Origin of the sequence: Phyllobacterium trifolii (genome assembly GCF_014192095.1) — a bacterium.
GTDB lineage: Bacteria > Pseudomonadota > Alphaproteobacteria > Rhizobiales > Rhizobiaceae > Phyllobacterium > Phyllobacterium trifolii.
In genome coordinates, this window is record NZ_JACHXN010000010.1 from 87,744 (window position 1) to 102,257 (window position 14,514).

Consider the following 14,514-nt stretch of genomic DNA (forward strand, 5'->3'; position numbering starts at 1 on the left):
ATATGTCTCAAGTCTCCGCTCCGTGGCCGAAGCTGAAGCGCGATCTCATCGCAATCCTGCGCGGCGTCAAACCGGATGAGGTTCTGGCCATTGGCGAGGAACTAGTCGAGGCGGGGATCGACGTTATCGAAGTACCGCTGAATTCACCGGAGCCATTCCAATCCATTGAATTGCTTGCGAAAAAACTGCCAAGGCACGTTCTGATCGGCGCGGGTACCGTGCTTGATCCGGCCGATATCGCGCGGCTCGATGCGGCTGGCGGGCGGCTGATGATAAGTCCCAATGTCGATCCGGAAGTGCTCGCCGCGGCAGGCAAAGCAGGTATGGTGACGATGCCCGGCGTCTTCACGCCAACTGAAGCTCTGGCTGCACTGAAGGCCGGCGCTTCCGGTCTCAAATTCTTCCCTGCAAGTGCACTTGGACCTGATGGGATCAAGGCGATCAGCGCCATTTTGCCGAAGGGTACGGTGATTGGTGCCGTCGGTGGTGTCGATGAGACAACGTTTGCTGCCTATAAGGAGGTCGGGGTTCGCACATTTGGTTTGGGCTCGAGCCTTTACAAAGTCGGTGCCACGTCTTCGTTCGTCCGGGACCGCGCGAAGGCGACGGTCGAGGCCTATGATCGCATCTTTGCCGAGGGATGATTGTGCAGCAACCGAGGATAAGCCTATTCCACGATGAGCCCGTCCAGCTTGGAGAAGGGCCGGGCTACGATCCTCTGACGAAGACCGTGTGGTGGTTCGATATCGTCACGGGCCGTCTGTTCGAGAAGCCTTTGGCTGGCGGTACGACCGAAATTCATGCTCTAGGACAAATGGCGAGCGCCCTTGCTGTCATCGATGAGAAGCGGCAGCTGATTGCTACCGAAACCGGGCTTTTCATCCGCAACCGGCAGACCGGGCATTCAACGATGCATCAACCGATCGAGGCTGATAATCCTGCCACCCGGTCCAACGACGCGCGCGTTCATCCCGCTGGAGCGTTTTGGGTCAGCACAATGGGAAAGACGCAGAAGGGAGCCGGGTCGATCTATTGGTATCGCCAGGGCGAATTGCGCAAGTTATTCAGCGATATATCGATTCCCAACTCGATCTGCTTTTCCCCGGATGGTCGTATTTCTTATTTTGCGGACACCGGCAAGAACATCATTTGGCGCGTCGACACCGATCCCGAGACAGGCCTTCCTATCGGTGAACCCGTGTTGTTCTACCAGCATAGGGAGCAGGGCGGGGTCGATGGGTCCGTGGTCGATGCGGAAGGAAATTTGTGGAACGCTTGCTGGGGAGGTTCCAGCATTAATGTCTTTTCGCCCTCCGGAAAGCTTATCCGTTCTATCGAAATGCCGGTCCGCCAGCCATCCTGCCCGGCGTTTATCAGTGAAGATAGCGCCAACCTCATTGTGACAACGGCTTATCACGAAATGAGTGACGCCATGCACCAGAGCGATCCCGATGCGGGAAAGACGTATCTGGTGGAAGTTGCCGGCAAAGGCCGGTTCGATCCGCCTGTGCGACTGTAGTTTATCGGGCGAGGAACCATTCTTCCGACCCATCGTTACTTCCCTGTAAACAAGTGAGCGAGCTACTTTTTGCGGAAGCTGCAAAGCTGCCGAAGGGGTAGCTGTGGCCAACCAGGAGGACGACATGGGATTTTTTTCCAAAGATATCAAGACGATGGACGATCTCTTCGTCCATACGCTGCGTGACATCTACTATGCTGAAAACCAGATCGTGAAGGCTCTGCCCGAAATGATCGACAAGGCTTCTGATCAGGAACTGAAGAACGGTTTCGAGAAACACCTTCAGGAGACCGAGATGCAGATCGAGCGTCTGGAAGAAGTGTTCAAATTGCATGGCGTGGACGTTGCCGGCGTCAACTGCCCGGCGATCGACGGCATTCTTGAGGAAGCTGATGATGTCTCGGGCGAGGTCGATGATGATCGGGTTCTGGACGCCGCGCTGATAGCCGCTGGGCAGGCGGTCGAGCACTACGAGATCACGCGCTATGGTACGCTTGTCGCCTGGGCAAAACAGCTCGGCCGTAACGACTGTGCGGCGCTGCTCCAGCAGAATCTCCAGGAAGAAATGAATACGGACAAGGCATTGACAGCTATGGCTGAAAGCCGGGTCAACGCCGCAGCGGCCTGATTTAGTGCCATTCTGCAAAAGCCCGCATCAGCCGCTGATGCGGGCTTTCTGTTTTTTCGCCCACAGCATGTAAATAAAATGGTCGAGTTCCCATCGTGCAAGGACCCTTGACAAGTCGAAGCCACTGTCATTCTATTGGCTATCCATTATTAGGTACTATATTCCATAATAATGGATCACAATGAAAACATTCGCTAGACGAATAGGGGAACGAAGATGACCAACCGACTGCGTGTTGCGGCAGCTGTAGCTGCATTCGCGATGCTGCCTTCTCTTACGGCGTTCGCACAGGAAACCAAAAGCAAACTGGATGAAGTTCTGGCCCGGGGTCATCTGGTTCTCGGCACTGGCAGCACCAATGCGCCATGGCATTTCAAGAGCGTAGACGACAAGCTTCAGGGTTTTGACGTCGACATGGGTCATATCATCGCCAAAGCTCTGTTTAATGGCCCGGAAAAGATCGAATTCGTCAATCAATCTTCCGATGCGCGCATTCCGAATATCACAACGGACAAGGTCGATATCACCTGCCAGTTCATGACAGTGACGGGCGAACGGGCACAGCAGATCGCTTTCACCATTCCTTACTACCGGGAAGGTGTTGGTCTCATGCTCAAGGCCGACAGCAAATATGCCGATTATGCCGCGTTGAAAGCCGCCGGCTCAGCGGTCACGATCTCCGTTCTGCAAAATGTCTACGCTGAAAGCATGGTTCATGCAGCTCTGCCGGAAGCCAAGGTCGACCAGTACGAATCCGTTGACCTTATCTATCAGGCCCTCGAGTCCGGCCGGGCGGACGCAGCGGCGACAGATCAGTCGTCGCTTGCGTGGTACATGACCCAGAACCAGGGCCGCTACAAGGATGCCGGCTATGGCTGGAACCCGCAGACCTATGCCTGCGGCGTCAAGCGTGGCGACCAGGATTGGTTGAACTTCGTCAACACTGCGCTGCACGAAGCAATGACCGGTGTTGAGTTCGACTTCTATGCGAAATCGTTCAAAACCTGGTTCGGCAAGGATCTGACACCTCCGCAAATCGGCTTCCCGGTCGAATACAAGTAACGCGATCACGCTGCGGCTTCGGAAATATCCGGAGCCGTTTCCTTCTCGTTCCGGATAACAGGAACATTATGGGTTATACGCTGAATTTTGCTGCAGTGTGGCGAAGCTTCGATCTTCTGCTCGAAGGGCTGGCGCTCAGCCTCGCCCTGGCCTTTGGTGCAATCCTGATTGGCGCAGCGATTGGCCTGTTCACGGCATTCTGTCTGATATCGAAGAACGGCTTTGCGCGGCGTCCAGCCGGAATTTACGTGACGATCATCCGCAACACGCCGATCCTCGTGCTTGTTCTCTTCACCTATTTCGCGCTGCCACAACTAGGTTTCCGGCTGGGCAAGATCGAAAGCTTCATCTTCACGCTCGCACTCTATTCCGGCGCATATCTTGCAGAGGTTTTTCGAGCAGGTCTGCTGTCAATTCCTGTTGGGCTGCGAGAAGCGGGGCTCGCCATCGGCCTTACGGAAATCCAGATTCGGACCTCGATCATCGCGCCGCTGATGTTTCGCAATGTCTTGCCGTCGCTGAGCAGTACAATCATCTCGCTGTTCAAGGATACGTCGCTCGCAGCGGCGATCGCCGTGCCGGAGCTGACGTTCGAGGCGCGCAAGATCAATGTCGAGACCTTCCGTGTCATTGAGACCTGGATCGTCGCCAGCTGCCTCTACGTTATAACCTGCTCGATCCTCGCCGCGCTGATGCGTGCCCTCGAGCGTCGCCTGTCAGTGCCGAGGTGATGTGATGGATATTGCTCATTTCCTCGATATTCTCTGGCTCGCCCGCATACCGATCCTCAAGGGTCTTGGTTTCACCATTTCGATTTCCCTGCTGGCGATTTGCTTTGGCACACTACTTGGAATATTTGTCGGCCTTGCTCTGACCTATGGCGTCCGGCCGCTGCGCTGGATCGTGCGAGGCTATACGGATTTCATTCGCGGTACGCCGGTCCTGGTTCTCGTGCTGGCAAGCTACTATGTGCTCAGCACGATCGGTCTTGATCTCAGCCCGTTTCAGGCCGGCGTATTGGCCCTCGCTGTGTTCTGCAGTTCCCATGTCGGAGAGATAGTCCGAGGAGCGCTTCAAGCCATCCCAAAGGGTCAGACGGAAGCTGCCAAGGCGATCGGCCTGACGTTCCCGCAAACTTTTGCTTATGTGCTCGGGCCGCAAGCGTTGCGCCAGATTCTCCCTGCCTGGGTGAATACGGCCGCAGAAATGGTCAAGGCATCGACATTGCTCTCCATCATCGGCGTTGCCGAGTTGTTGCTGCGTACGCAGGAAATTATCTCGCGATCGTTTCTCAGCCTCGAATTCTATTTCTTCGCCGGCTTTCTCTATTTCATCATCAATTATGCCATCGAGCGTTTCGGCCGGTATGTCGAACGCAAGACCGCTATTCCGTCCTGAGGCGATAACGATGCCAAACCATCTTCTAGAAATCCGCGATCTGCACAAAAGCTACGGCGATGTCGAGGTCCTGAAAGGCGTTGATTGCACCATGGCGCAGGGTGACGTCATCAGCATCATCGGATCGAGTGGCTCCGGCAAGACGACCATGTTGCGTTGTATCAACATGCTGGAAGAATTTCAGGGCGGCTCGATCAGTATCGATGGCGAGGAGATCGGCTATGAGACGGTAGGTGGACAGCGCCGCCGTAAGAAGGAAAAGGAGATCGCGCGCCAGCGGGCATTGACCGGCATGGCCTTTCAGCAATTCAACCTCTTCCCGCATATGAGCGCCGCTCGCAACGTTATGCTCGGGCTGATGAAGGTGAAGAAGTTGAGCAAAGATGAAGCACGATCCATTGCCGAGAAATGGCTCGATCGCGTCGGTCTGCGCTCACGTGCCGATCATTTCCCCGGCCAGCTTTCTGGTGGCCAGCAGCAACGCGTGGCGATCGCGCGTGCTATCGCCATGAACCCCAGACTGATGCTTTTCGACGAAGTGACATCAGCGCTCGATCCCGAGCTTGTCAACGAGGTCTTGCAGGTCATCAAGTCGCTGGCTCAAGACGGCATGAGCATGCTGCTCGTCACCCACGAGATGCGGTTTGCTTACGAGGTCTCCAACCGCGTCATCTTCATGAACCAGGGGCGGATCGGTGAAGAGGGGAACCCGCGTGAAATGTTTCACAAGCCGAAGAGCGAACGGCTTTCCGAATTTCTCAAGACATCGAGTTTCGGGGAGCGTTAGCCTCGTTTCCGCCATGCGTCGACTGACCACGCTCCCGGACCAAAAGCCAACAAAGCTAAGAAACCCCCGGCAATGGCGATGTTCTTGTTAAAGTTGATCAATTGTTCGAGATTTCCGAAGTCGGTGTGGAACAAAAAAGCCGTTAGCAAACAGAACCCGGCAAGCGCGACAGCAGCATAGCGAGTCATGAAACCGGCAGCGACGAGAATCCCGCCACCGAGTTCGGTTAGAATGACGAGCGGCAACAGCTTGGCTGAAACGCCGTTGGTCTCCATATAGGCGGCAGTACCGGCATAGTCGGCAATCTTGCCCCAGCCTTCCATGACAAAAATATAAGCAAGAAACAGCCTGGCCAGTAGCGCGACAGGGGCCTGAAAACCTTCCATACTATCCTCCGCTAACAACACTTCACGAGGGTGTCTGCCAATGACACCGAAAATGCCCATTCTATTCGAAACAAAGAATGAAAACAGGGTCCCGTCCTTGTCCGAAGGCAACTAATGGCCGAAAAAGAACCCGGCTGCATCAAGTATAGCCATCACAACAATCGCTGTGGTCAGGACAATGCCAAGGCCCCGCTCAAAATTGCCGAGCCGATTGGAGGTCTGGATCAACTTGCCATCCCAATAGAGATTGCCGGTCTCTTCATTGATGCCGAACAAAGCACTGCCTTTCAGCGATAGTTGCCTTACGTTCCGGGGCCAATGGGATGGCACAGGTTCGCGTGAAAATCGGCCGTTGCGGTGATCGGGAAAGTCAGTCTCTAATCGCATTGAAGGGTCTCCTTGATAACCGGCAACACAACAGGCGGCCGGTTGCAAATCAAGTGGCGCAAACCTTCAATCGCAAGTGTCGGTTAACGCTCCATCAGCAACCGGAACGTGTCAATGAGGATCGCCAGAAAAACGCCGGCCCCGGTGATGATCACGCCATTAAGAAACAGCCGGCTTGCCTTGTCGTAGACGACTTTTTTCAGTGACGACGTTTGCAAAAGTAAAGCGAGGGAACGCAGTTGAAAGACGATACCTATAGCTATGACCACCAGCGTCGGCAGGTCGGTTAGTCTCCACGGTATTGGATTGCTGGCCCACTGCGTAAGAAAGCCCAGGGAAAATGAAAGCACCACACCCACGACGGTAATCGTGCCATTGCGGAAAAGCGTTTCTATCAGGTGTTCGTCGTCATCGTTGGGCTTCATTTTCGGGTCTCCATCCTGGTGACTATCCATCCTTTTGTGTGACAATCAACCATGCTTGGATATCTTATCGATGACTACAGGGCTTCAAATGCCGTCTTCTTTCGGGAGCTCGCTGGGATTGCCGGTCTATGCTTCTAGCGAGAACCGTAGTTCCATAACCATTCTTATGCCTCAGACACATGTAAAACGGTGGGTTCAAGTTTGATTGCGGCCCTGCCGCAACAGTGTCTCAAGCCGTAGTAAACGACACAGGGGGAAATCCGAGAATGAAAATCTTATACACGATGGCAGTTGCGGTTCTGGTTTCTGGATGTGCAGGTACGACACAGCCCATCGCAATGGCGGGCGATTTTGGCCCCCAGACGCTAACGCTTATCAATTCCTACAGGACGAGCCATGGCCTATCGCCGCTGGCCGCCAATGGCACGCTGAAAGCCCTGGCACGGCAACATAGCCGGGAGCAAGCGGCCCGGGGAACTATCGGCCATGATGGCTTCCGCCAGAGATCAGCCCAAGCAAAAGCAGCCGGACTGAGTGGAGTGTGTACGGAAAACGTCGGTGTTAGATATAGAAGTGCACAGGCTCTTTTTTCTGGATGGAGGAATTCCGCAGGTCACAACACGAACATGCTTCGGCCCAACATGCGATACGCCGGAGTTTCTGTGTACGGAGCTTATTCGACTTTCTTTGCTTGCGGATAACGGCAGAGTGTTGCCGCGAACAGCCAGGACACCCGTTGGCAGACGTCATTCCGCCGCAACGATTTTGCATGCGTCGATAACTCCGCGGATTTCGGCGCGGCAGGACCCGCAATTGGTTCCGGCCTTCAGGCGTTCGCCTATTGCTTCCACAGTCGTGCAACCCTCATGGGCGGCAGAGGCAATCTCGTTACAGCCGACCGAGAAACAGGCGCAGACAATTGCACCCTTGTCCGGCACATCCTTGCCCGGTCGCCCCGCCAGAAGCTGGAAGCGTTGTCGCGCATCTGTGAATTGCCGTGCCAGTTGTTCGCTGGCCCAGCTGCGCGAAACTGTCACCGGTTCGCGCGCCACGTAAAGTGCGCCGAGCAGCCTCTCACCATCGAATGCCGCGATGCGATGCTGATCCTGATGTGTATCGTGGTAGGCAAGCAATTCGATATCCCTCTCTGCCTGAAATAGGTTCCGCGCGAAGGCGCTCCAGTCCCCAGGCACGCTATGCCCTGCCAGTTCCAGCCGGTAGCCTCCATCCGTCAGGGCCATCGCCCAATATTCCGCATCGGGCAGAGGCTTATGATGCAATACGGCAAAGCCATACCAGCGGGCAGCGAACGGTTTGACCGCGACGCGTGCCATCTTCAAAGCGGGTTGCCCGGAAACCGGATCGACATTGGCGGTAACCAGCCTGTCCACCCGCGCATTGCCGGCAAATTGCCCGTTCCAGTGCATGGGCACGAAGATATTGCCCCTCTCCTGCCGGTCCGTCAGCAATGCCCGGACGACGATCTTACCATGATCGTTACCGAGTTTGACCAGACTGGCGTCGGCAATGCCCTGCTCTGCGGCATCGAGCGGATTGATCTCGGCAAAGGGTTCGGCAAAGTGGGCGGAAAGACGCGCGCTTTTTCCTGTGCGGGTCATGGTATGCCAATGATCGCGGACACGGCCGGTATTCAGCGTGAAGGCGAAGCGCGGATCGATTGCTTCCTCATTCGCCGGTCGCACCGCCACGAAGCGGGCGCGGCGGTCGTCGGTATAGAACTCGCCTTGCCCGAAGAAGCGCTTTTCGGTCGCGGGCTCATCCCTGCCCTGGGGCCATTGAAATGGCGAAAGTGCATCGTAGTCCGTGTCTACTATGGCGGAGTGCGCGCTGATGTCGAAGTCGCGTGTGCCGTGATTTCCGTGGCCCGAAAGCGCCGCATGTTCGGCAAAAATCTGCGCTGCGCTTTCATATGGAAAACCAGGGGCAAATCCCATGCGTTGGGCCACCTGTGTAACAATCCACCAGTCCGGCTTCGCCTCGCCCGGCAGCGGCAGGAACGCACGCTGCCGGCTAATGCACCGCTCGGAGTTTGTGACGGTGCCATCTTTCTCGCCCCAACCGGCCGCCGGCAAAAGCACATCGGCATAGCATGTCGTATCTGTCATCGCATTGATGTCGGAAACAACGACGAAAGGACAGGTTTCCAAGGCTTCGATGACAAGATCCGCCTCCGGCATAGAATCCACCGGATTGGTCGCCATGATCCATAGCGCCTTGATCTTCCCTGCCCGCGCCGCATCAAAAAGATCGACAGCCTTCAGTCCCGGCTTCGACGCAATGGTCGGAGCGTCCCAGAACGCCTGCACGAGCTGGCGGTGCCCGGCATTTTCCAGATGCATATGGCCCGCCAGCATGTTCGCCAATCCGCCAACCTCGCGGCCGCCCATGGCATTGGGCTGACCGGTGATCGAAAACGGCCCCATACCCGGACGACCGATGCGACCCGTTGCCAGATGGCAGTTGATAATGGCATTGACCTTGTCGGTGCCGCTGGCGGATTGGTTCACACCCTGGCTGTAAACCGTCACGCTTCGCTCGGTTCGCGTGAACAGTTCAAAAAACGCACGAAGTTCTTCGGGAGAGATCCCGGTCCGTGCGGCAATGCTGCGCAGATCGTGACTGTTGGCGATAGCCAATGCCGCCTCGAACCCCGACGTGTATCGCTCGACATAATGCCGCTCGACCGCGCCCTGCGCTGCGAGAAACCCGAGCAGACCGACGAACAATGCCGTATCGCCATCCGGTTTTATTTTGAGATGCATGTCGGCAATATCGGCGGTCACGGTGCGGCGCGGATCGATAAGCACGACGCGCATCTCCGGACGCCTGACCTTTGCAGCGGCGATGCGCTGATAGAGCACAGGATGGCACCAGGCAAGATTGGAGCCCGTCAGGACGATGAGATCGGCGAGATCCAGATCCTCATAGGTTCCGGGAACCGTATCCGACCCGAAAGCGCGCCTGTGTCCCGCCACCGAAGACGACATGCACAGCCGCGAATTGGTGTCGATATTGGCCGAACCGATAAAGCCCTTCATCAGCTTGTTGGCGACATAATAATCTTCGGTCAGCAATTGGCCGGAGACATAGAAGGCTACGCTGTCAGGGCCATGTTCGCTTATGGTTTCAGTAAAGCGGCTTGCCACGAGATCGAGCGCTGTATCCCAGCTTGCGGGCTGGCCCCCTATCTGCGGTTCGAGCAGCCGCCCCTCCAGATCGAGCGTCTCGCCAAGAGCGGAGCCTTTCGAGCAAAGACGCCCGAAATTGGCAGGGTGCAGGGGATCACCCTTGATGCGAACCGCTCCGCTCTCCTCCCTTGTGGCGAGAACGCCGCAGCCCACTCCGCAATAAGCGCAGGTGGTGCGAACGGTAACGGGGGATTCAAGCATTCTATTCCGCCGCCACGGCAGTGCGCTCAAGCAGGGCAAATATCCGCTCGCCATCGCGCTTTATCGCAATGGTTTTGACGCTGCCCTCATCGGCCCCAAGCGCCTTGCCGGTTTCGAACGAAATCACCCAATTGTGCAGCGGGCAAGTCACCGAAGCACCATGGACAATCCCTTGGCTCAACGGCCCGCCTTTGTGCGGACAATGATCGTCAATGGCGAAGACCTGATCCTCCATCGTGCGGAATACGGCGATCTTGCCTTGCGGTGTCATCACACAGCGCGCGCCACGCCGAGGAATATCGTTGAGCGCACCGATTTCAATCCAGTCGTTCATGCCCTCACTCCGCTGCTTGCTGGTAAGCTATGGTCGCCATGGGCTGGAACTCGTGCTTGTCCACGCCGGACACTCGCTCGGACCAGGGATCGACCTGCGCAAATTTCTGGCTGAAGACGAAGCGGTCGAAATACCCCTTGCGCTTATCCGCATCGCCCATGATCTGCCGGCGGATTTCATCGAGGCCGACACGCTTGGCCCATTTATAGATGCGCTCCAGATAACGGCCCTGCTCGCGGTACATCTGAGCCAGTGCCACCACGTGCTCCAGCGCCTCATCCTCCGTATGGACAAGTCCCAGAACCTCAGTTCCTTTGATATCGAGCCCGGCTGCACCGGCAAAATGAATCTCGAAGCCTGAATCGACGCAGATAATTCCGATGTCCTTGCAGGTCGCCTCGGCGCAATTGCGTGGGCAGCCGGATACCGCCATTTTCAGTTTGGCTGGCGTCCACGATCCCCACATGAACTTCTCGATGCGGATGCCCAGTCCAGTGGAATCCTGCGTACCGAACCGGCACCAGTCCGTCCCGACACAGGTCTTCACGGTGCGCAGACCCTTGGCATAGGCCTGGCCTGAGACGAAGCCAGCCTTGCCAAGATCGGCCCAGACAGCGGGCAAATCTTCTTTCTTGATGCCGAGCATGTCGATGCGCTGACCACCGGTGACCTTCACCGCCGGTATCTCGAACTTATCGACGACATCGGCGATGGCACGCAGTTCCTTCGAGCTGGTCATGCCACCCCACATGCGCGGAACGACCGAATAGGTCCCGTCTTTCTGGATATTGGCGTGGACGCGCTCATTGATGAAACGTGACTGGTAATCGTCGGCATATTCATCCGGCCAATCCGAGACGAGATAATAGTTCAACGCCGGGCGGCATTTGGCGCAGCCGCAGGAGGTCTTCCACTCAAGCTCCTGCATCACAGCAGGAATGGATTTCAGACTCTTTGCCTTGATCAGGCGGCGCACATCGTCATGGCCGAGATCGGTACAGCTGCACATGGGCGTGACTGCGGAAGGGTTATAGCTATCTCCTAATGTCAGCGACAAAAGCTGCTCGACAAGTCCGGTGCAGCTTCCGCAGGAGGCGGAAGCCTTGGTATGTGCACGCACATCGTCAAGCGATGTCAGTCCTTTGCCCGTAATGGCGCCGGTGATCTTTCCCTTACAAATGCCGTTGCAACCGCAGATTTCCGCATCATCTGGCAAGGCTGCAACGGCCGCCATAGGGTCCAGCGGGGACCCTCCCTGATAGGACTGGCCGAAAATCAGGGTCTCGCGCATCTCCGAAATGTCGGTGCGCTTTTTGGTGAGATCGTGGAACCAGGCACCATCGGAGGTTTCGCCATATAGAACGGTCCCGATGATGCGGTCATCCTTGAGAACGAGGCGCTTGTAAACGCCCGCAGAGGCATCGCGCAACACGATTTCCTGCCGGTCGTCCCCCTCTCCCAGATCGCCGACCGAAAACAAGTTAATGCCGGTGACCTTCAGCTTGGTCGGCGTTTCGCTATGGACAAAGGCTGCCTCGCTATTGCCTGCAAGCTGGGCCGCAACCACCCGCGCCATCTCGTAGAGCGGTGCGACAAGTCCGTAGCACTGGCCGCCGACTTCCGCGCATTCGCCAATGGCAAAAATGTCCGGATCGGATGTACGCATTCCGGCATCCGTGACAATGCCGCGATTGCATTCAAGCCCCGCCTCCTTGGCGAGCGAACCACTTGGCCGGATGCCCACAGCCATCACCACAAGATCGGCGGGGAGCACCGTCCCGTCGGCAAGCAGGACACCCTCGACTTTCTTTTCCCCGATAATCTCCTTGGTGCTGGCTTTGGTGAGGACCTTGATGCCGCGTGCTTCAACCGCCTTCTCGAGGAGATAGCCCGCTGCAGGATCGAGCTGCCGCTCCATCAATGTCGGCATGACGTGCAGGACGGTCACGTCCATATCGCGGGATTTGAGTCCAGCCGCCGCTTCGAGACCCAGCAATCCGCCGCCGATGACAATGGCCTTTGCCCGCGATTGCGCCGCCAGCAGCATTGCCCTGACGTCATCGAGGTCGCGATAGGTCAAAACACCTGGAAGGTTATTGCCAGGCACCGGCAGGATAAAAGGTAAAGACCCGGTGGCGATCAGAAGCTTGTCGTAGGGTTCGGTCGTTCCCGCATCGGATGTAACCGTTTTGGCAACGCGGTCGATATTGACCACCTTGTGGCCCTTATACAGCATGATCCCATGCTTGATGTACCAGCCATCGCCATGGATAATGATTTCCTCGAATGCCTTTTCGCCGGAAAGCACCGGCGACAACATGATCCGATCATAATTGACACGCGGTTCGGCATTGAAAATCGTCACGTCATAAGCGTCTGGCGCCAGTTCGAACAAATGTTCCAGCGCGCGGCCCGGTGCCATGCCGTTGCCAATGATAACCAGCTTCTGCTTTTTCTCAGGTGCTTCCATCTCACGCAGCCTCCACAAGCCGATGACGTTCGTAGAGGAACTTCAGCACTGCCGAGCGGCAGCGAATATAGGTAGCATCCGACGCGAGTTCGATGCGGCGGCGCGGACGAACAAGCGGTACGTCCAGGACTTCTCCGATCTTGGCCGATGGTCCGTTTGTCATCATGACAATGCGATCAGAAAGAAGCACCGCTTCATCCACGTCGTGAGTGATCATCAGTACTGTATTGGCAAGTTCGGCATGAATCTGCATCACCTGATCCTGAAGGTGTGCACGTGTCAGTGCGTCAAGAGCCCCAAACGGTTCGTCGAGAAGCAGGACTTTTGGCTCCATCGCCAATGCCCGAGCAATGCCGACACGCTGCTTCATGCCGCCCGATACTTCCGACGGGCGCTTGTCCTTGGCATGAACCATCTGAACCAGTTCGAGGTTGCGCATGGTCCACTCATGCCGCTCGACCCGGCTTTTCGTGCCCGAGAAAACCTTGTCCACGGCCAGTTTGACGTTCTCATAAACTGTCAGCCACGGAAGCAGAGAATGGTTCTGAAACACCACCGCCCGGTCTGGTCCCGGTGCATCGACGACAACGCCCTCAAGAAGCACCACGCCGCGCGTTGCCTCTGTCAGGCCGGCGACAATGTTGAGCAGCGTCGATTTCCCGCAGCCGGAATGGCCGATAATCGATATGAACTCACCTTTGTCGACGTCGAGGGAGACCTGGTTCAGAACTTGTGTGCTCGCACCACCGCGACTGAACACCATGTCGATCTGTTCGAGCGAGAGATAGGGTTTTGACATGATTATTTCCTTCAGGCGCTGAGCGTGTTGCGGGTGACGACTTTGGCAATGGACGCAATGGCACGATCGAGGAGATAGCCAACAATGCCGACATAGATGAGCGCGAGAATGATGTCGCTCATGCGCGAGGAGTTCCATGCGTCCCAGATGAAAAAGCCTATGCCGACACCGCCAATGAGCATTTCAGCGGCAACAATGGCGAGCCAGGACAGACCGATGCCGATGCGCAAACCCGTGAAGATGTACGGCGCGGCGGCCGGGATCATGATCTTGGTGAAATACTCGAACTGATTGAGACGCAGCACCCTTGCAACGTTCCGGTAATCCTGCGGAATATTGCGGATACCAACCGCCGTATTGATGATGACCGGCCAGATGGCCGTAATGAAGATCACGAAGATTGCCGAGGGGTTGCCGTCCTTGAAAGCTGCCAATGACAGCGGCAGCCAGGCCAGCGGTGGAACGGTGCGCAAGACCTGGAAGATCGGATCAAGACCGCGCATCGCCCAGTCGCTCTGACCTACCAGCGCACCGAGAGCGATCCCTGCGATGGCCGCAAGGCAATAGCCGAGGGCCACACGCTTGAGACTGGCGAGGATGTGCCAGAACAAACCTTGGTCGACGCCTTGTCCGACATAGAATGGATGGACAATCAATTCCCAGGTTTCGGATACAACGCGCGACGGCGAGGGAACACTCGCCGTTGGCGAGGAGCAAATGACTTCCCAAAGAACCAGCAGAAACGCCAGCGTTACCAGCGGCGGCAGTATATGTCCTGCAAGGGCGGAGAGCCGCTGCGGGAAGCGCCGCCGAGCAACAGATGATCTGGGAGTGCTCAAAGTCACGACCTTTGCTTGGGTGTGTGGCTGTTTTTGTGGATTCATCCGTACGGGGCTGGCAATCATACCG

The 14,514-nt window shown here is 56.6% G+C and carries 16 protein-coding genes; 8 read left to right on the plus strand and 8 right to left on the minus strand.

Translation table 11 applies throughout. From position 1 onward, the window contains the following. Nucleotides 1-2: 2 nt before the first annotated feature. The 7 genes from FHS21_RS16210 to FHS21_RS16240 all read left to right on the plus strand — a co-directional run bounded on the left by FHS21_RS16210 (nucleotide 3) and on the right by FHS21_RS16240 (nucleotide 5,394). Complete coding sequence (locus tag FHS21_RS16210) at nucleotides 3-644, plus strand: 2-dehydro-3-deoxy-6-phosphogalactonate aldolase (protein ID WP_183662963.1); 642 nt, start codon at nucleotides 3-5, stop codon at nucleotides 642-644. 2 nt (nucleotides 645-646) lie between these two features. Then, nucleotides 647-1,519 carry an SMP-30/gluconolactonase/LRE family protein gene (locus FHS21_RS16215; protein ID WP_376772126.1) on the plus strand — a complete coding sequence of 291 codons (873 nt, stop codon included), beginning with the start codon at nucleotides 647-649 and terminating at the stop codon, nucleotides 1,517-1,519. Between the two features lie 124 nt (nucleotides 1,520-1,643). Continuing rightward, nucleotides 1,644-2,147, plus strand: coding sequence for a YciE/YciF ferroxidase family protein (locus FHS21_RS16220; protein WP_183662968.1), 504 nt, complete (start codon nucleotides 1,644-1,646; stop codon nucleotides 2,145-2,147). Between the two features lie 216 nt (nucleotides 2,148-2,363). Beyond that, on the plus strand, nucleotides 2,364-3,209 hold the full coding sequence (locus FHS21_RS16225; RefSeq protein WP_183662970.1) for a transporter substrate-binding protein: 846 nt from the start codon (nucleotides 2,364-2,366) through the stop codon (nucleotides 3,207-3,209). Nucleotides 3,210-3,277: 68 nt separating this feature from the next. Beyond that, a complete protein-coding gene (locus tag FHS21_RS16230; protein WP_183662973.1) occupies nucleotides 3,278-3,940 on the plus strand; it encodes an amino acid ABC transporter permease in 663 nt (220 codons plus the stop codon). A 4-nt stretch (nucleotides 3,941-3,944) separates the two neighbouring features. Then, a complete protein-coding gene (locus FHS21_RS16235) occupies nucleotides 3,945-4,607 on the plus strand; it encodes an amino acid ABC transporter permease (RefSeq protein WP_183662976.1) in 663 nt (220 codons plus the stop codon). 10 nt (nucleotides 4,608-4,617) lie between these two features. After that, nucleotides 4,618-5,394: an amino acid ABC transporter ATP-binding protein gene (locus FHS21_RS16240; RefSeq protein WP_112531492.1), complete on the plus strand. Its 777-nt coding sequence runs from the start codon at nucleotides 4,618-4,620 to the stop codon at nucleotides 5,392-5,394. Here the strand turns inward: FHS21_RS16240 and FHS21_RS16245 are convergent. The 3 genes from FHS21_RS16245 to FHS21_RS16255 all read right to left on the minus strand — a co-directional run bounded on the left by FHS21_RS16245 (nucleotide 5,391) and on the right by FHS21_RS16255 (nucleotide 6,592). Beyond that, nucleotides 5,391-5,780, minus strand: coding sequence for a DoxX family protein (locus FHS21_RS16245; RefSeq protein WP_112551770.1), 390 nt, complete (start codon nucleotides 5,778-5,780; stop codon nucleotides 5,391-5,393). The two genes, FHS21_RS16240 and FHS21_RS16245, sit on opposite strands and share 4 nt — an antisense overlap. 111 nt (nucleotides 5,781-5,891) lie before the next feature. After that, on the minus strand, nucleotides 5,892-6,167 hold the full coding sequence (locus FHS21_RS16250; RefSeq protein WP_158482250.1) for a hypothetical protein: 276 nt from the start codon (nucleotides 6,165-6,167) through the stop codon (nucleotides 5,892-5,894). A gap of 83 nt (nucleotides 6,168-6,250) precedes the next feature. After that, nucleotides 6,251-6,592 (minus strand): hypothetical protein, encoded by a 342-nt coding sequence (locus FHS21_RS16255; RefSeq protein ID WP_183662979.1) that lies wholly within the window; start codon nucleotides 6,590-6,592, stop codon nucleotides 6,251-6,253. Nucleotides 6,593-6,930: 338 nt separating this feature from the next. Between FHS21_RS16255 and FHS21_RS16260 the strand changes: the two genes are divergently transcribed. Continuing rightward, nucleotides 6,931-7,293 carry a CAP domain-containing protein gene (locus tag FHS21_RS16260; protein ID WP_224506651.1) on the plus strand — a complete coding sequence of 121 codons (363 nt, stop codon included), beginning with the start codon at nucleotides 6,931-6,933 and terminating at the stop codon, nucleotides 7,291-7,293. 45 nt (nucleotides 7,294-7,338) lie between these two features. Here the strand turns inward: FHS21_RS16260 and FHS21_RS16265 are convergent, their stop codons facing one another. The 5 genes from FHS21_RS16265 to ntrB are packed head-to-tail and all read right to left on the minus strand — an operon-like array spanning nucleotide 7,339 to nucleotide 14,489. Beyond that, nucleotides 7,339-10,002, minus strand: coding sequence for a nitrate reductase (locus tag FHS21_RS16265; RefSeq protein ID WP_183662985.1), 2,664 nt, complete (start codon nucleotides 10,000-10,002; stop codon nucleotides 7,339-7,341). A gap of 1 nt (nucleotide 10,003) precedes the next feature. Next, the gene (nirD, locus tag FHS21_RS16270; RefSeq protein ID WP_183662987.1) at nucleotides 10,004-10,336 is read right to left on the minus strand and encodes a nitrite reductase small subunit NirD; all 333 of its coding nucleotides are present in this window, start codon (nucleotides 10,334-10,336) and stop codon (nucleotides 10,004-10,006) included. Between the two features lie 4 nt (nucleotides 10,337-10,340). Further along, nucleotides 10,341-12,806: a nitrite reductase large subunit NirB gene (gene nirB, locus FHS21_RS16275; protein ID WP_183662989.1), complete on the minus strand. Its 2,466-nt coding sequence runs from the start codon at nucleotides 12,804-12,806 to the stop codon at nucleotides 10,341-10,343. 1 nt (nucleotide 12,807) lies between these two features. Then, complete coding sequence (locus FHS21_RS16280) at nucleotides 12,808-13,605, minus strand: ABC transporter ATP-binding protein (RefSeq protein ID WP_112531485.1); 798 nt, start codon at nucleotides 13,603-13,605, stop codon at nucleotides 12,808-12,810. An 11-nt stretch (nucleotides 13,606-13,616) separates the two neighbouring features. Next, nucleotides 13,617-14,489 carry a nitrate ABC transporter permease gene (gene ntrB, locus FHS21_RS16285; RefSeq protein ID WP_376772128.1) on the minus strand — a complete coding sequence of 291 codons (873 nt, stop codon included), beginning with the start codon at nucleotides 14,487-14,489 and terminating at the stop codon, nucleotides 13,617-13,619. Nucleotides 14,490-14,514 lie beyond the last annotated feature (25 nt).